Here is a 16,158-nt window from a genome sequence, read left to right on the forward strand (position 1 = left end):
GGTCCGGCCGCCTCAACCAAGGGGCAGGTCGTCATCGGGCGGTGGCAGCAAGGACGTGAGCAGATGCCCGCCCGCCCCCGCCGCAATCCGGCGGGCGTCGGTCTGGGGGAGATCGACGTCGAGCCACCACCCGTCGTCCTCGGCGCGCTCGGCGCGAATCGCACCCAGTTCGTAGAGCCGGCCGCGCAGCCGCGCGGCGGTGGTCGGCAGGTGGATGCGTCCGGTCACGCGCTCGAGGCCGAGCATCTGGCCGAGCGCGTCACGCAGCAGGTCGAGCCCCGTCCCGTCGCGCGCCGACAGCCAGACGCGGGGGCGCTCCTCGACGAACCGATCGAACCGCGGCGCCGTGTCTTCGAGTCGATCGATCTTGTTGAAGACCAGCAGCTGCGGGATCTCGCTCGCGCCGATTTCCTTGAGCACCGCATCGACCTGCGCGATGCGATCGGTGCGCAGCGGATCGGCAGCATCGATCACGTGGATGAGCAGATCGGCCTCGCGCGCTTCCGACAACGTGGAGCGGAACGCGGCAACGAGATCGTGCGGCAGGTCGCGCACGAAGCCGACGGTATCGGCCAACACCACGCCGCCACCGGCGAGATCGATGCGGCGCACGGTGGGATCGAGCGTCGCGAACAACTGGTCCGCGGCGTACGCCTCAGCGCCGGTCATCGCATTGAACAGCGTCGACTTGCCGGCGTTCGTGTAACCCACCAGCGCCACGCGCGGCAGCTCGCCCTTCAGGCGCGCACGACGCATCTGCGCGCGCTGCACCTCGACCTTGTCGAGGCGCTTGGACAGCTGTTCGAGCCGCTTCTGCAGCAGGCGACGGTCGGTTTCCAGCTGCGTTTCACCGGGACCGCGCAGGCCGATCGAACCGCCGCGCTGGCGTTCGAGGTGGGTCCAACCGCGCACGAGGCGCGTCGCCATGTGCCGGAGCTGCGCCAGCTCGACCTGCAACTTGCCTTCGTGGCTGCGCGCACGCTGCGCGAAGATGTCGAGGATCAGTCCGGTGCGATCGACCACGCGACGCTTGAGCGTGCGCTCGAGGTTGCGTTCCTGGCCCGGGGACAGCGGGTGATTGACGATGATGAGGTCAGCGCCGCTCGCCTCGGCGGCGGCCTGCACTTCCTCGAGCTTGCCCGAACCGATCAGCGTCGCCGCATTCGGGCGGTCGATGCGCGCGGTCACGACGGTGGCGATGGTCGCCCCGGCGGACCGCGCCAGTTCCTGGAACTCCTCCAGCACCGACTCGTCGAGCGGGCCGGCATGCGGCTGGATCAGCAGCGCGTTCTCGCCCTTGCGTGAGCGTTCAAACACTCCGCACCTCCAACCACGCTTGCGTCATTCCGATACGGGCTCCGACGAGGCATCGCCGTCGCTGGGCTGCACGTAGCCACCGCCCGGCCCCACACGCACGTTGCGCGCCGGCACGACCGTCGAGATCGCGTGCTTGTAGACCATCTGGCTCACGGTATTGCGCAGCAGCACCACGAACTGGTCGAAGGACTCGATGGTCCCCTGCAGCTTGATGCCGTTGACGAGGTACACCGACACCGGCACGCGTTCGCGACGCAGCGCATTCAGGAACGGGTCCTGGAGAGATTGCCCCTTCGACATTGCGTGTTCCCCACCTTCTTGATCTTGTTGTTATGGGCGGTTCCGGCAGACCGGACCGTGTCGCCGCGGTTGTCCCCACGGCAGCGACGGCTCGATGTTAACGCAATGTGCCTGACTTCCCGTCGGGGCCGCGTCGATGAAAGCGATTTCAATGCGGTTCGACGAAATCCGTCACGAGTCGGTCGAGGCGGGCGCGGCCTTCGAGCGGGTCGCCCCACAGCGCATCGAGCTCCCCGCGCAGCCAGGTGAGCTGTCGCTTCGCCAGCTGGCGGGTGGCGAAGACGCCGCGATCGCGCAGCGTGGCGGCGTCGAACAGGCCGTCGAGGTGCTCCCAGGCCTGGCGATAGCCGACCGCGCGGATCGCGGGGAGGTCGAGGGGCTTGGGATGCGCAGCGAGTTGCGGCAACGCCCGCAGGCGTCTCACCTCGTCGAGGAAACCCGCCTCGAGCATCGCGTCGAAACGCCGCGCGATCCGTTCGTGCAACACCTCACGCGACGGCGGCGCGACCACCAGCTTCAGCACGCGGCACGGAAAGCGATGCACGGGGCGCTCGCGTCGCCAGTCGGAGATCGTGCGTCCACTCAGACGCCACACCTCGAGCGCACGCTGGATGCGTTGCGCGTCGGTCGCATGGATGCGTGACGCCGCTTCGGGATCGATCGACGCGAGTTCGGCGTGCAGCGCCGCCCAACTGCGCTCGCCCGCTTCTGCCTCGATCGCCGTGCGCGTGTCCGCATCGGCTTCGGGCATCGGCGCAAGGCCGCGCAGCAACGCGTGGAAATACAGCCCGGTGCCGCCCGCGAGGATGGGCAGGCGACCACGCGCGACGATGGCTTCGACCGCGGCGAGTGCATCCGTCGCGAACTCCGCGGCGGAATACGGTTGCCACGGGTCGCGCACGTCGAGCAGGTGGTGCGGCACACCCGCGCGTTCGTGCGCCGTCGGCTTCGCCGCGCCGATGTCGAGTCCGCGATAGACGAGCGCCGAATCGACGCTCACCACTTCGCCGTTGAATCGCTGCGCCCACTCCACCGCGAGCGCCGTCTTGCCCGACGCAGTCGGGCCCATCAACGCGATGGCGAGCGGGCGACGGTCGGCCATCGGCGGCGATGGGTGCCTCAGGCGTGCTGGCCGCGCGCCAGCAAGCTGCCGCGTCGGCCGAAGACCAGATAGACCACGATGCCGATCGCGTTCCACAGCAGGAACCACAGCTGCGTCTGGTGCTTGAGGCTGAGGAACAGATAGATGCAGCCGCCGATCGCGGCCGGGCCGACGACCCATGCCGCCGGCGTGCGGAACGTGCGCGGACGATTCGGGTCGCGACGTCGCAGCACGAGCATGCACACCGCGACAGCCGTGAACGCAGCGAGCGTGCCCGCATTCGCCAGCGAGGCGATCTCGTCGAGGCTCGCCACGCCGGCAAGCGCGGCGACGATGACTGCAGTGAACAGCGTCACCGCCGTCGGCGTGCCGCTGCGCGGATTCACCTTCGACAGTCCGTGTGGTAACAGGCCGTCGCGCGACATGACGAAGAAGATGCGGCTCTGGCCATAGAAGAAGGCGAGCAGCACGGTCGGCAGCGCGACCACCGCCGCACCCGCGACGATCTTCGCCGCCGCGCCCTGTCCCAATTCGCGCATGATCAGCGCGAGCGGCGCCGGGCTCTGCGCGAACACGGTGAAATGCATCGCACCCACGGCGGCGACCGCGACGAGCAGATAGATCAGCGTACAGCCGACCATCGAACCGACGATGCCGATCGACAGATCGCGCCCCGGGTTCTTCGCTTCTTCCGCCGCGGTCGAAATCGCGTCGAAGCCGTAGAACGCGAAGAAGATGATCGCGGCCGCAGCCATGACCCCATGCTCGACGCCGTCAGCACCCGTCGATTTGACGAAGCCGTACGGCATGAACGGATGCAGGTTGGCGGAATCGAAATGCGGCATGGCGATCGCGACGAACACGCCGAGTGCCACCACCTTCACCGTCACGAGGATCGCGTTGAGGGTCGCGCTCTCGCGCGTACCGAGCATCAGCAGTCCGGCGACGACGAACACGATCACCACGGCGGGCAGGTTCACCAAGCCGCCCGCATGCGGGCCCGCGACAAATGCCTGCGGCAGCGCGACGCCGAGGCCACGCAGAAATTCCACCACCGAGCCCGACCAGCCCACCGCCACCGCACTGACGACGAGCGAATACTCGAGGATCAGGCTCCAGCCGACGACCCACGCGATGCCTTCGCCGAGCACGGCGTAGCTGTACGTATAGGCGCTGCCCGCGGCGGGCATCATCGTCGCCATCTCGGCATACGCGAGCGCAGCGCACGCGCACACGACGCCCGCGACCAGAAACGACAGAAGCACTGCAGGCCCTGCGAGGTTCGCGGCGACACCGACCAGCGTGTAGATGCCCGTGCCGACGATCGCGCCGATGCCGAGCGCGACCAGATGCGGCCAGCTCAGCGTTCGCACCAGGCGCCGGCTCTCCTCGTGCTCGGTGATGCGGTCGATGTCCTTGCGACGGAGCCAGGTCTGCATGCGTCGGTCATCCGGAGGGCGGGGAGCGCGCAGTGTCGCTCATGTCGCCGGTGCGTGCGACGCACCCGTTTCGACCGCCGGGATCGCTGGCCAAAAGTTGGCCAGAACGTCGCGAATGCCCGGCCCGACGGGCATCGTGATCGTTATCCACATCGATTCCCCACCGGTTATCCACAAGCGCTGTCGATAACCCGACGATTGACGAGCCTGCCTGCGTTGTCGTAGCGCGTGTGCGACGCGCGACCGCGACGCGCACGACATGCACGCTCGTGTTCGTCTGTCGTCGAGTTCGATGCGACGCTCAGTCGTCGTCAGGCCAGCGGATCGTCGGCGCGGCATCGCGCGCTTTCGGGCGCGGTTGCGCATCGACCGCCGCCCACACCTTCAGTGCATCCACTGTCGCGGCCACGTCGTGCACGCGCACGATGCGCGCACCACGCTGCACCGCGATCAGGTGTGCGGCGACGGAACCGATCGCGCGTTCCGCCGGCTCCTCACGCCCGGTGATGTCGCCGATCGTGCGCTTGCGCGACAGCCCCGCAAGCAGCGGAACGCCGAGATCAGTGAAGCGATCGAGTCGAGCGAGCACCTGCAGGTTGTGATCGCGCGTCTTGCCGAAGCCGAAGCCGGGGTCGACCACGATGTTCTTCTTCGCGATACCCGCCATTTCCGCGGCGAAAATGCGCTCGGCGAGGAAGCGGTGCACATCGGCGACGACGTCGTCGTACTGCGGATCATCCTGCATCGAACGCGGCTCGCCGAGCATGTGCATCAGGACGACTGGGACACCGAGTGACGCCGCAGTGTCGAGCGCGCCCTCGCGCCGCAGGCCGTAGACGTCGTTGACCATGCCGGCGCCCGCCGCGACCGCGGCACGCATTACCTGCGGCTTGGAGGTGTCGATGCTCACCGCCACCGCAGTCTCCCGCACGAGTCGCTCGATCACCGGCACGACGCGGCGGATCTCCTCGTCGGCGTCGACTTCGTCTGCACCGGGTCGGGTGGATTCACCGCCGATGTCGAGCAGGTCGGCGCCTTCGTCGACAAGCCGACGCCCGTGTGCGACCGCGGCCTCGACGTCGAAATGGTCGCCACCATCGGAAAACGAATCCGGCGTCACGTTGACGACGCCCATCACGCGCGCACGATCGAGCACGAGCTCGCGGCCGTTGCAGTCGAGGCGGAGCGCGATGTCGAACATCAGCGACGTTCCCGCCGCGCCGCGAAGGCCATCAGGATCACGCCGAAGGCGACTCCGATCGCTACGCCGACCGCAACGTTGTGCAGCGCCACGCCGATCGCGACACCGGCACCGATACCGATCGCGAGAAACGCACCGCCCCCGTTCCTGCGCATGCCCACTCCAAAAGAAAAAGGCCAGAGCGAACTCTGGCCTTTTCGGGTGTCACTGGCAACGCGGGATCAGGTACCGGTCGGCTGCGGTCCGCCCAGCGTCAGACGCTTCGGCTCCTCCGCTGCCGGACCCCCGCGGCCCCAGCCGGTCGGCGGCGGCGGATCGCGACCCTCCATGATGGCGTCGATCTGCGTGGCATCGATGGTCTCGTACTCCAGCAGCGCCTTCGCCATCGCGTGCAGCTTGTCGATGTTGTCGGTGAGGATCTTAGTCGAGCGCGCGTAGGCACGGTCGAGGATGTCGCGCACGACCTCGTCGATCTTGCGTGCGGTCTCGTCCGAGACGTTCTTGTGCTGTGTGACTGAGCGGCCCAGGAACACTTCGTCCTCTTCCTCACCGAAGGTGATCGGACCGAGCTCGGACAGACCCCACTTGGTGACCATGTTGCGCGCCATCTTGGTCGCACGCTCGATGTCGTTCGACGCACCGGTGGTGACCTTGCCCGGCCCGAAGATCAGCTCTTCGGCGATGCGGCCGCCATAGAGCGAGCACAGCTGCGACTCGATGATCGTGCGGTTGTAGCTGTAACGGTCGCCCTCCGGCAGGTACATCGTTACGCCCAAGGCACGGCCGCGCGGAATGATCGTCACCTTGTAGACCGGATCGTGCTCGGGCACGAGGCGGCCGACGATGGCGTGGCCGGCTTCGTGGTACGCCGTGTTGGTCTTCTCTTCGAGGCTCATCGCCATCGAACGACGCTCGGCGCCCATCAGGATCTTGTCGCGCGCCTTGTCGAAGTGCTCCATGTGCACCTGCTTGGCGTTGTCGCGTGCCGCGAACAGCGCGGCCTCGTTGCAGAGGTTCGCGAGGTCCGCACCCGAGAAGCCCGGCGTGCCGCGCGCGACGACCATCGCGTCGACGTCCTCGCCCAGCGGCAGCTTCTTCATGTGCACCTTGAGGATCTGCTCGCGACCGCGCACGTCCGGCAGGCCGACGGTGACCTGCCGATCGAAACGGCCCGGGCGCAGCAGCGCGGGATCGAGCACGTCCGGACGGTTGGTCGCCGCGATGACGATCACGCCCTCGCCGCCCTCGAAGCCGTCCATCTCGACCAGCAGCTGGTTCAGGGTCTGCTCGCGCTCGTCATGGCCGCCGCCGAGACCGGCGCCGCGATGACGACCGACCGCGTCGATCTCGTCGATGAAGATGATGCAGGGCGCGTGCTTCTTGGCCTGGTCGAACATGTCGCGGACGCGGCTCGCGCCGACGCCCACAAACATCTCGACGAAGTCCGAACCGGAGATCGAGAAGAACGGCACCTTCGCTTCGCCTGCGATGGCGCGCGCAAGGAGCGTCTTGCCGGTACCCGGCGGGCCGACCATCAGCACGCCGCGCGGAATCTTGCCGCCGAGCTTCTGGAAGCGCGACGGATCGCGCAGGAACTCGACGAGTTCGCCCACTTCCTGCTTCGCCTCGTCGCAACCCGCGACGTCGGCGAGCGTGACCTTGACCTGGTCCTCGCCCTGCATCTTCGCGCGCGACTTGCCGAAGCTCATCGCACCCTTGCTGCCGCCCTGCTGCATCTGGCGCATGATGAAAATCCACGCGGCCACGATCAGAAGAATCGGCAGGAAGTTCAGCAACAGGCCGACGAACGAGAAGCCCGGCGGCGGGCGCTGCGTGATCGACACCTTGTGATGCATGAGGTCGTACATCATCCCGGCATCTTCGGGCGCATACGTCACGAACTTGGTGTTGTCGGTGCGCTCGCCGGTGATCGTCGTCTTGTCTTCGCTGATGACGACGTCTTTGACGCGATCCGCCTGCACCTGCTGGATGAACTGGTCGTAGGCCAGCGTTTCCGTCTGTCCGCTGCGCGGGCCGAAGGCCTGGAAGACCACCATCAGCACGACGGCGACCACCACCCACAGCAAGAGATTCTTGGCCAAGTCGTTCATCTTCATACCTTGTGATGTCATTGAAGCACGTACAGCCTGTACGCCCCTTCAAGCCGCGTGCCGGAAACATCCGGCCCGCCGCGGCGCAGCCGCTTGTGCGGTCGCCGCATCGCCGCGTCCTGGCGACGCTTGCACCTTACTTCATCTGCGCACGCCGACTCTGCGCGAGCGCATACACCTCGGGCGACCGTTTACGTGAAGCTGCCGGCTTACGGATGACGACCTTGTCGTATCGCCGCCGAAGCTCCTTCACGTACTCATCGAACCCCACGCCCTGGAACAGCTTGATCAGGAAATTGCCCCCAACCCGCAGGTGGTGGTCGGCGAAGTCCATGGCCAGCTCCGCCAGGTGCATGGCCCGCGGCAAATCGACCGCATCCATACCGCTCATGTTGGGGGCCATGTCGGACAGCACAAGGTCCACGGGCTGACCGCCGAGGCTGGCTTCGAGCTGTTTGAGAACTTCGTCCTCGCGGAAGTCGCCGAGCAGGAACTCGACGCCCGCCAGCGGCGGCATGGCGAGGATGTCGAGCGCGATGACCCGACCGCTGTCGCCCAGGTTCTGGCGGACCCACTGGGACCACCCGCCCGGCGCGGCGCCGAGGTCCACGACGACCATGCCGGGCTTGAGCAGCCGGTCACGCTCGACGAGTTCTTCGAGTTTGTACGCCGCACGCGAGCGAAGGCCTTCGGCCTTGGCCTTCTTCACGTACGGATCGGAGAAATGTTCCTTGAGCCAGCGATGGCTGGACTTGCTGCGCGTCGGCATCGGCGTGTGCACGCGCCGGAAAAGGCGGCGCAAGGCCGCATGATACCCTGCGCCTCCCCACGCTCCCGGAACGTCCGCTTGACTTCGCCCCGCCTCACCAACGCCCAGATCCGTTTTCTCCGCGGCCAGGCCCATGGCCTGAAGGCGATGCTGCAGGTGGGCGGCAAGGGCGTGACGCCGGCGGTGGTGGCGGAAGTCGGCCAGGCCCTCGAGGACCACGAGCTGATCAAGGTCAAGGTGGCCGCCGAAGATCGCGAGGCACGCGACGCGCTGGTCGACGAACTGGTCAAGGGCACCGACGCCGCGCTGGTACAGCGCATCGGCCACACCGCCGTGCTCTACCGCCAGAGCCGCGAGAAGCGGCAGATCGTCCTGCCCCGCGCCTGACGCCGCCCCGACGGCGACGGGTCGACACTCCCCGGCGAGGCGCCGACATGCAGCTCACGCTCGAGAACCCGGATCACAACTACGTACTGCGCGGCGCCGACGGCCGCTCGGCGCAGGTGAACGACCGTCGGCTGACCACGAGCTTCGTCGTCTCACCGGAAGCACTGGTCGAGGATTGGCCGGTCGCCGCGGTCGGCCTGCTGACGCCTGAACTGCTCGAACCGCTGCTTGCGCTCAAGCCCGATGTCATCGTGATCGGCAGCGGCGACCGTCAGGCCTTCGCGCCCGCCGTCACCCAAGCGGCCTGCCTGCAAGCGGGCGTGGGTTTCGAAGTGATGAGCAATGGCGCCGCGGCGCGTACGTATGCGGTGCTGGCCGGCGAAGGACGTCGCGTCGTCGCAGGATTCATTCTCGGCGGGTGATCGCGGCGAAGCGGCGCTTGTTCGCATTCTCGCTGCGGCGAAAAGCTGTCGCGCAGTGGAAGCGGCAGCAGAGATCCGTCGCGGATCGAGGCAGGCGTGCCGCCTGAGCGACATGGCATCGCGTCGTCGACGCATGGATGCCGAGCAACCGCCCTCGCGGATCGAGCGGGCGGCGCGCGCCGCCAAGCGTCTGCCCGCTGCGGCCGATCAGCGCGCCGGCAGATACAACAGCGGATCGACCGGCTTGCCCGCGTAACGGATCTCGAAGTGCAGCATGTCGCGCGGCGCGCCGCTGTGGCCCATCTCCGCGATCGCTTCGCCCGACTTCACGATCTGGCCTTCGTTCACCAGACGCTTGCGGTTGTGGCCGTACGCAGTGAGCCATTGATCGTTGTGCTTGATGATCACCAGCTCGCCGTACCCGACCAGGCCCGCGCCGGAATACACCACGGTACCGTCCGCGGCCGCACGTACCGGCGTGCCTTCGGTACCGCCGATGTCGATGCCCTGCTTCGTCGGCTCACCCGGCACGTAGCGCGACACCAGCCCGCCTTCGGCCGGCCAGCGCCACGCGAAGCCGCTCGCCGGCGGCGCGATGACTACCGGCGGCGGTGCAGGACGCGGAACGGTCGGTGACGTCGTCGTCCCGGTCGATGGACGCGGCGTCGACGTCGTGCCGTTGCGCGGGGGCGCAGTCGGCACCGATGTCACGCGGGCAGCGCCCGGATACAGGCGCAGACGCTGACCCGGATAGATCGTGTACGGCGGTGGCAACGCGTTCCACGACGCGAGATCGAGCACGCTGATGCCGTTACGCGTGGCGATCGAATACAGCGTGTCGCCGCGTTGAACGACGGTGGTCGCGCCCGGCTTCGGCGTCGACACGCGCACTGCCCCGGCGGTATGTGCCGACGGCTCGCGCACGACGGTGCTCGAACAACCCACGGTCAGCGCGAGCGCGCCGACCGTGAGCAGCGGAACGATGCGGTGCTTCGTCATCCCCCGTGCGCCCTCCACGCCAGCACGCCGATCCCGATCACCACGAGGCCGGTCGCGATCCAGCCGACCGGTTCGATGTAGCGACGCAGCGCGGCTTCCGCACGTTCGCCGCCGGCGCGGATCAGAAAGGCGAGCAGGAACACACGCTTTCCGCGTCCCACCGCCATCGCCAGAATGTATTGCAGCATCGGCACGCCGACGATGCCCGACGCCCACGTAAACACCTTCATCGGAATCGGCATGAAGCCGCCGAGCACCAGGAACGTGAAGACCGCCCACGGCGACTTCGCCATCTCCGCCTGCACGGTGCGGATGCCCGATTCGATCGCCGGCAGCATGCCCATCGCGGCAAACAGCGGCTTGACCGCTTCGAACGCGTAATGCCCGAGCGCGTAGCCGACCAGTGACCCGAGCAACGAGAACGCCAGGCTCAACGCCGCGAACCGGAATGCGCGACGCGGCTGGCCCACGCACATGGGTGCCAGCATCACCTCCGGCATCACCGGAAAGATGATCGCTTCGAAGAAGCTCAGCACCGCGAGATAGCGCACGGCGTGCTTGTGGCGGGCCCATCCGATGGCGCGGTCGTACAACGGGGCGAAAAGCTTCAAGCGGTTCTCCGTATCAGTCCACGATGCCCGACAGCAGCGGCACGAATACCACCGGCGCCAGCACCTGCTCGTCGAAGCTTCCGTCCTCGCGCTGGCGGATGCGTACCAGCGCCTGCGCGTTCGCGGGCCCGACCGGCGCGATCAACGTACCGCCCGGTGCGAGCTGCGCCTTCAAAGCATCGACCAGCGCGGGCGCCCCGGCGGTGACGAGGATGGCATCGAACGGTGCGTTCTCGGGCCAGCCGATGCGGCCGTCGTCGTGCTTGGTGCGAATCGTCAACCCGAGCTGGCGAAAACGCTTGCGCGCGGTGCGCAGCAGTTCGCCGATGCGTTCGACGGTGTGTACCTCGAGTCCGAGCGCGGCGAGCACCGCGCCCTGGTAACCCGACCCGGTACCGATCTCCAGCACCTTCTTCGGGTCGTTTTCGAGCAGCGCTTCGGTCATGCGCGCGACCACCCACGGCTGCGAGATCGTCTGCCCGTGCCCGATCGGCAGCGCCGTGTCTTCGTACGCGCGCGACGCCAGCACTTCGTCGACGAACATGTGGCGCGGCACGGTGCGGATCGCGTTGAGCACGCGCTCGTCGACGATGCCATTGGCGCGCAGCCGCTCGACCAGTCGATCGCGCACGCGCTGCGAGGTCAGGCCGCTGCCGGTCGCCTCGGGCTTCAGGTGCATGCGCATCAGGCGTCCGCCTTCCGGCGCAGCGTATCGGCCAGCCCATCGACCCAGCCCGCGACCTGCTCCAGCGCCTGGAAGCGCGTCAGGTCGACATGGATCGGCGTGATCGACACGCAACCGCGGCGCACGGCATGGAAGTCGGTACCGGGGCCCGCGTCCTGCTCCGCACCCGCCGCACCGATCCAGTACCACTGGCGGCCGCGTGGATCGACCTGCGAGACGCAGGCTTCGGCGCGATGTCGGTTGCCGAGCCGACCGACTTCGAAACCGGCCAGCGCGTCCCACGGCACGTCGGGCACGTTGACGTTGAGGATGGTGTCGGCGGGCAGCGGATCGACCGCCAGCCGCGCGACCAGTTCGACGGCCGCGCGCGCCGCAGTCTCGTAATGACGGCCGATGTGGTCCGCCGTCGCGAGCGACACCGCGATCGCCGGCAGGCCCAGGAAACGGCCTTCCATCGCCGCCGCGACGGTGCCCGAATAGATGACGTCGTCGCCGAGATTCGCGGTGTTGTTGATGCCGGAGACGACGATGTCCGGCTCTTCGTCGAGCATGCCGGTGAGCGCGACATGCACGCAGTCGGTCGGCGTGCCGTATACACGCCACGTGTTCGCGTCCTGCTGGATCACGCGGACCGGCATGTCGAGCGTGAGCGAATTGCTCGCGCCCGAGCGGTCGCGATCCGGCGCGACGGTGATGACCGTGTGGCCGGCGGCGCGCAGGTGGTCCGCGAGGACGCGGATGCCCGGCGCGTCGACGCCGTCGTCGTTGCTGATCAGAACTCGCATTCGAACTCGGAGCGCCGGGTGGAGGAACCGCCGGCGACGGCGGGGACTCATGATAGCCGAACGCACCCGTTGCCCATTCGCGTCATGAAGACGCCGTCGCAGCGAAGCCCGCGCCGGCCCGCTACGCTGGCGACATGGGCGAGCACGATCTACGCGACGACGACTCAGAGCTGTTCCGGCAGGCGATCGGCCCGGTGCGTCCGCTCGACGCCAAGCCGTTGCCCCCCGCCGCGCCCAAGCCCCGCCCACGCGCGCGCATGGCCGAACGCGACGAAGCCGCCGCCGCGCAGGAATTCCGGCTTGCACTCGATGAACAGCTGCTGGGCGCCGGCGACGTGCTCAGTCATCGCGACGAGCGCCTACCGCCGGCTGCGTTCCAGCGTCTGAAGCGCGGTGAACTGTCGGCGCAGGAAGAGATCGATCTGCACGGACTCGATGCGCGCCAGGCGCAGTCGCTGCTACGCGCGTTTCTGGCGGACGCGCGCAAGCACGGCGTCGGCTGCGTGCGCATCATCCATGGCAAAGGGCGCGGAGCTGCCGAACTCGACAGCAGCGGCGCGCCGGTGCTCAAGAACATGGTCGACCGCGTACTCCGCCAGCGCGCGGACGTGCTGGGCTTCCATTCCGCCCCGCCCGCTCAGGGCGGGACGGGCGCGGTCGTGGTCGTGCTCGCGAAGCGTTAACGCGGCGTCGGGTGCCGATGCTTGATCGGCGGATTGATCCAGGTCACGCCAGCGCCACGGATACGCGCCTGTTGCTCGACGCGGGCGATGTACTCGTCATCCTGCTGCACCGTGGCGACGCTGTGGGACGGCGCCGGAACGTAGGCAGCGGAGTCGTGCATGCTCGCGCAACCGGCAGCACTGCCGGCGAGGAGAACGACCAGAAATGCGGAACGCATTGCGGACATAAACCCTCCTTCGGACATCAACGCGGCGCCCGCCCCCGTGGCGAGCGTCGTCTTTGCTTATACGCCCGGCAGGTTCAGGTCGCGCGTGCAGAAGGTCCGACTTCGACGAACGGTCAGACGGAGCGACCGGCTGCCGACGTGACGTCGCCCAGGGCATCCAGAACGCAGGTGGCGTAGGCGCCCGGCGGTAGGCTGAAACGCAATTCCAGCGTGTATTCGGCCGGCCAGCGCCAGCCCATTGCATCGGGCCGCAGGCGCAGTGCGCGACGCTCCTGCTCGAGGCCCGCGCGCTCCAATCCCTGCTGCAGGGCCGGGCCGTTGTCGGCGTCGACGCAGGCGCGTTCGAGCTCGCGGCATGCGCCGGTCGTGCGCAACTCACCGCGTCCCCACAGCGGTCCGGTCGGATGGATATCGAACGCAGCCAGCCGCGCAGCGAGTGCATCGTCGAACGATTCGGGTCCGAACACGCTGCGACGGCCATCGAGCATCCAGACCTCGCCGTCGAGTGCGCCATCCCACGATCCCGTGCGCACGCGCTCGGCCAGTACGCGGTTGAAGAGTTCGGAGCGCGCCGCGGAGAGCAGCAGGCTGCGCTCCTCGCGGCGCACGCGCCGTCCGGCGAACATCGCCAGTGCCTGCGCGACGTTGTCGCCCGCGCGGCCGAATCGCTGCTCGCCGAAATAGTTGGGCACGCCGCGTTTAGAGATGCGGGACAGGCGCGCTTCGATCGCCGTGCGGTCGCCATCGACATCGCGCAGCGTGATCGTGAAGCGATTGCCGGCCAGCGCACCGCGCGGCAGTTTGCGCGCATGCCGCGTCGACGACAGCACGCGCAGCGATGCGTCCTCGAGAGCAGAGACGTCCGGCGATTCGCGTCCCGGCAGATGCACGGTGAATCGCTGTCGCGTCACCGCATGCCGATCCTTGAGCCCGGCGTAACCGATCGCGACTTCCTTGACGCCTGCCCACTCGGCGATGCGACGTGCGACGAAGGCGGTGTTCTGCCCGCGCTTCTCGATCTCGAGCAGCAGGTGCTCGCCGCTGCCCGTCGGTTCGAAGCCCGGGATCTCTTCGACGATGAAATCGTCCTGCTGCGTGCGGAACGTCGCCGTCAGTACGGGCGCGCCATGCGCCTGCGGAAGTGCGGTGGACATCAGACCGACTCGAGCAGGCAGACCGCCATGGCCGCGATACCTTCCTCACGCCCGGTGAACCCGAGGCGCTCGGTGGTCGTCGCCTTGACGCTCACCGCGTCGATATCGATGCCCAGGTCAGCGGCGATGCATTCGCGCATCGCCTGCGCGTGCGGCCCGACCTTGGGGCGCTCGGCGAGCACGGTGGCGTCCACATTCGCCACGCGGAAACCGCGCTCCGCCGCGAGTGCAACGCAATGGCGCACGAAGGCGCGGCTGTCGGCATCGCGCCAGCGCTCGTCACTCGGCGGGAAGTGGCGGCCGATGTCCCCCAGCGCAAGCGCACCGAGGATCGCATCGCAGAGCGCGTGCAACACGACATCGCCGTCGGAATGCGCGAGGACGCCGCGCGTGTGCGGGATACGCACGCCGCCCAGCATCACGTGGTCGCCGTCGCCGAATGCGTGAACGTCGAAGCCCTGGCCGATGCGCAGGCTCATTTGCTCAGCAACGCCTTGAGTACGCGCTTCTGGTCAATGCGCTCGCCCACCGCAGCCGAAGCCTTCGCGACGTCTGGATGGGTGAGGAAGTCCTGCATCGCGAGCTTGCCCAAGGCCTCGAATGCGGAACTGAAGCCATTGGTGCCGTCGGCCACCAACGCCGTCTTGACCTCGGCCGCGCAGTCGTCGGCGATCAGCCGCTCCATCACGCGCGCGGCGTCGGCTTCGAGCGTGGTGCGACGTTGCGGATCGATCGCGGAGAGGTCCGCGAGGTCCGGATGCGAAGACATCACGCTGTAGATCCAGCGCACCAGAACACGCCGGTCACCGGTGGAAGCCGAACGCCCGAGGCATTGCGAGAGCGCGTCGGACGTATCGCTCGCGAATGCCACGGAACTGGCCAGCAGCAGTGCGATACCCGCGATGACGGTCGTGATTTTCATGGACTCCCCTGATGTCCGTGTTGAAGCAGGAACTCGACCAGCGCCCGATCCCCCGGCGCGGTCAGCTTGATGTTGTCTTCGCGGCCTTCCACGAGGCGCGGTCGCAGGCCGGCGCGTTCGAGCGCCATGGCCTCGTCGGTTACGGCGACACCGGCGTCCCGCGCGGAACGTAGCGCATCGCGCAGCACATTCAAGCGCGCTGCCTGCGGCGTGAGTGCGCGCCAGAGCTGCTCGCGCGGGACGGTGCCTTCGCTGTGGCCGCTGGCATCGACGCGCTTGAGGGTGTCGCGTACGGGCGAAGCTAGCAGCGCGCCGTCCGACTCGTCGCAGGCGACGGCTACGAGACGATCGAGATCAGCGAACTGCAGGTTCGGTCGCGCTGCGTCGTGCACGAGCACCAGCGTGTCGTCGCCAGCGATCAGCGCTAGCGCATCTAGCGCGGCAAGCACGGACGCCGCACGATCGGCACCGCCAACGCATGTGAGCACCCGCTTGCCGCGCAGCCCCGTCCAACCTGGCCAGCGCGCGTCATCCGGGCCCAGCGCGACCATCGCGCCGTCGACGCGTGGATGCGCGAGCAGCGCGTCGAGCGTGTGCGCGATCAGCGGACGACCCGCGATCTCGACATATTGCTTCGGCACATCGCCGCCAAAGCGGCTGCCGGTGCCGGCGGCGGGCACGACGGCCCAGACGCGCGTCATGGCGCCGGAGGCGCCGCAGCGGTGTCGGCGGGCTTCTGCACCGGGCGCGTGTTCTCGACGACGCGGTAGAACACTTCGCCCGGCTTGATCATTCCGAGTTCGCTGCGCGCACGATCCTCGACCGCGGCCTCGCCGGATTTCAGGTCCTCGACTTCGGCCGCGAGCGCCGCATTGCGCTGCTGCAATCCGCCGTTCTCGTGCACCTGGGCATCGACCTGGCGCTGCAATGCATCGACCGCCTCACGGCCGCCCTCGCCGCGCCACAGCCGCGTCTGAAGGCCCACCAGCAGGACTGCCAGCAGGCCGATCAGGATCAGCAGGCCGTAGCGCGCTCGCGCCATCC

The 16,158-nt window shown here is 68.1% G+C and carries 20 protein-coding genes and 1 pseudogene; 3 read left to right on the forward strand and 18 right to left on the reverse strand.

The window, feature by feature from the left end:
* Positions 1 to 12 precede the first annotated feature (12 nt).
* From hflX to rlmE, 8 genes and pseudogenes are all read right to left on the reverse strand, one after another.
* On the reverse strand, positions 13 to 1,317 hold the full coding sequence (hflX, locus tag DWG18_RS09085; protein ID WP_115646893.1) for a ribosome rescue GTPase HflX: 1,305 nt from the start codon (positions 1,315 to 1,317) through the stop codon (positions 13 to 15).
* Between the two features lie 24 nt (positions 1,318 to 1,341).
* On the reverse strand, positions 1,342 to 1,617 hold the full coding sequence (gene hfq / locus DWG18_RS09090; protein ID WP_115646894.1) for an RNA chaperone Hfq: 276 nt from the start codon (positions 1,615 to 1,617) through the stop codon (positions 1,342 to 1,344).
* A 148-nt stretch (positions 1,618 to 1,765) separates the two neighbouring features.
* Positions 1,766 to 2,719: a tRNA (adenosine(37)-N6)-dimethylallyltransferase MiaA gene (gene miaA, locus DWG18_RS09095; protein ID WP_115646895.1), complete on the reverse strand. Its 954-nt coding sequence runs from the start codon at positions 2,717 to 2,719 to the stop codon at positions 1,766 to 1,768.
* Positions 2,720 to 2,736: 17 nt separating this feature from the next.
* Entirely contained in the window at positions 2,737 to 4,158 is a 1,422-nt protein-coding gene (locus DWG18_RS09100; RefSeq protein ID WP_115646896.1) for an amino acid permease, read from the reverse strand.
* Positions 4,159 to 4,459: 301 nt separating this feature from the next.
* The gene (gene folP / locus DWG18_RS09105; RefSeq protein ID WP_115646897.1) at positions 4,460 to 5,359 is read right to left on the reverse strand and encodes a dihydropteroate synthase; all 900 of its coding nucleotides are present in this window, start codon (positions 5,357 to 5,359) and stop codon (positions 4,460 to 4,462) included.
* Positions 5,359 to 5,514, reverse strand: a complete 156-nt coding sequence (locus DWG18_RS15415) for a hypothetical protein (protein WP_205289334.1) — start codon at positions 5,512 to 5,514, stop codon at positions 5,359 to 5,361. Before DWG18_RS15415 ends, folP begins: the two co-directional genes overlap by 1 nt.
* Before the next feature lie 132 nt (positions 5,515 to 5,646).
* Positions 5,647 to 7,470, reverse strand: a pseudogene (ftsH, locus tag DWG18_RS09110) (ATP-dependent zinc metalloprotease FtsH); the annotation flags it as partial.
* A gap of 136 nt (positions 7,471 to 7,606) precedes the next feature.
* Positions 7,607 to 8,239 carry a 23S rRNA (uridine(2552)-2'-O)-methyltransferase RlmE gene (rlmE, locus tag DWG18_RS09115; protein WP_115648120.1) on the reverse strand — a complete coding sequence of 211 codons (633 nt, stop codon included), beginning with the start codon at positions 8,237 to 8,239 and terminating at the stop codon, positions 7,607 to 7,609.
* A gap of 78 nt (positions 8,240 to 8,317) precedes the next feature.
* Here rlmE and yhbY point away from each other — a divergent pair, with 78 nt between their 5' ends.
* Together yhbY and DWG18_RS09125 are read left to right on the forward strand one after the other, a co-directional pair.
* Positions 8,318 to 8,626, forward strand: a complete 309-nt coding sequence (gene yhbY / locus DWG18_RS09120) for a ribosome assembly RNA-binding protein YhbY (RefSeq protein ID WP_240318499.1) — start codon at positions 8,318 to 8,320, stop codon at positions 8,624 to 8,626.
* Between the two features lie 47 nt (positions 8,627 to 8,673).
* Positions 8,674 to 9,048, forward strand: a complete 375-nt coding sequence (locus DWG18_RS09125) for an MTH938/NDUFAF3 family protein (RefSeq protein ID WP_115646899.1) — start codon at positions 8,674 to 8,676, stop codon at positions 9,046 to 9,048.
* 207 nt (positions 9,049 to 9,255) lie between these two features.
* Here the strand turns inward: DWG18_RS09125 and DWG18_RS09130 are convergent, their stop codons facing one another.
* From DWG18_RS09130 to surE, 4 genes are read right to left on the reverse strand one after another with little or no spacing between them, the layout of a single operon-like run.
* On the reverse strand, positions 9,256 to 10,047 hold the full coding sequence (locus DWG18_RS09130; RefSeq protein ID WP_115646900.1) for a peptidoglycan DD-metalloendopeptidase family protein: 792 nt from the start codon (positions 10,045 to 10,047) through the stop codon (positions 9,256 to 9,258).
* Positions 10,044 to 10,658 carry a DedA family protein gene (locus DWG18_RS09135; protein WP_115646901.1) on the reverse strand — a complete coding sequence of 205 codons (615 nt, stop codon included), beginning with the start codon at positions 10,656 to 10,658 and terminating at the stop codon, positions 10,044 to 10,046. Before DWG18_RS09135 ends, DWG18_RS09130 begins: the two co-directional genes overlap by 4 nt.
* A 13-nt stretch (positions 10,659 to 10,671) precedes the next feature.
* On the reverse strand, positions 10,672 to 11,343 hold the full coding sequence (locus DWG18_RS09140) for a protein-L-isoaspartate(D-aspartate) O-methyltransferase (protein ID WP_240318500.1): 672 nt from the start codon (positions 11,341 to 11,343) through the stop codon (positions 10,672 to 10,674).
* Positions 11,343 to 12,128, reverse strand: a complete 786-nt coding sequence (surE, locus tag DWG18_RS09145; RefSeq protein WP_115646902.1) for a 5'/3'-nucleotidase SurE — start codon at positions 12,126 to 12,128, stop codon at positions 11,343 to 11,345. The genes DWG18_RS09140 and surE overlap by 1 nt, the downstream gene beginning before the upstream one ends.
* Positions 12,129 to 12,262: 134 nt before the next feature.
* Here surE and DWG18_RS09150 point away from each other — a divergent pair, with 134 nt between their 5' ends.
* Positions 12,263 to 12,811: a Smr/MutS family protein gene (locus tag DWG18_RS09150; protein ID WP_115646903.1), complete on the forward strand. Its 549-nt coding sequence runs from the start codon at positions 12,263 to 12,265 to the stop codon at positions 12,809 to 12,811.
* Here DWG18_RS09150 and DWG18_RS09155 read toward each other — a convergent pair.
* The 6 genes from DWG18_RS09155 to ftsB all read right to left on the reverse strand — a co-directional run bounded on the left by DWG18_RS09155 (position 12,808) and on the right by ftsB (position 16,156).
* The gene (locus tag DWG18_RS09155) at positions 12,808 to 12,972 is read right to left on the reverse strand and encodes a hypothetical protein (protein WP_162823781.1); all 165 of its coding nucleotides are present in this window, start codon (positions 12,970 to 12,972) and stop codon (positions 12,808 to 12,810) included. The genes DWG18_RS09150 and DWG18_RS09155 overlap by 4 nt on opposite strands.
* A gap of 179 nt (positions 12,973 to 13,151) precedes the next feature.
* Positions 13,152 to 14,192 (reverse strand): tRNA pseudouridine(13) synthase TruD, encoded by a 1,041-nt coding sequence (gene truD, locus DWG18_RS09160; RefSeq protein ID WP_115646905.1) that lies wholly within the window; start codon positions 14,190 to 14,192, stop codon positions 13,152 to 13,154.
* Positions 14,192 to 14,671, reverse strand: a complete 480-nt coding sequence (gene ispF, locus DWG18_RS09165) for a 2-C-methyl-D-erythritol 2,4-cyclodiphosphate synthase (protein WP_115646906.1) — start codon at positions 14,669 to 14,671, stop codon at positions 14,192 to 14,194. Before ispF ends, truD begins: the two co-directional genes overlap by 1 nt.
* Positions 14,668 to 15,114 carry a hypothetical protein gene (locus DWG18_RS09170; protein WP_115646907.1) on the reverse strand — a complete coding sequence of 149 codons (447 nt, stop codon included), beginning with the start codon at positions 15,112 to 15,114 and terminating at the stop codon, positions 14,668 to 14,670. Before DWG18_RS09170 ends, ispF begins: the two co-directional genes overlap by 4 nt.
* Positions 15,111 to 15,815: a 2-C-methyl-D-erythritol 4-phosphate cytidylyltransferase gene (gene ispD, locus DWG18_RS09175; RefSeq protein ID WP_115646908.1), complete on the reverse strand. Its 705-nt coding sequence runs from the start codon at positions 15,813 to 15,815 to the stop codon at positions 15,111 to 15,113. The genes DWG18_RS09170 and ispD overlap by 4 nt, the downstream gene beginning before the upstream one ends.
* Positions 15,812 to 16,156 carry a cell division protein FtsB gene (gene ftsB / locus DWG18_RS09180; protein ID WP_115646909.1) on the reverse strand — a complete coding sequence of 115 codons (345 nt, stop codon included), beginning with the start codon at positions 16,154 to 16,156 and terminating at the stop codon, positions 15,812 to 15,814. The genes ispD and ftsB overlap by 4 nt, the downstream gene beginning before the upstream one ends.
* Between the last annotated feature and the right edge of the window lie 2 nt (positions 16,157 to 16,158).

This window comes from Lysobacter sp. TY2-98, from assembly GCF_003367355.1.
GTDB lineage: Bacteria > Pseudomonadota > Gammaproteobacteria > Xanthomonadales > Xanthomonadaceae > Cognatilysobacter.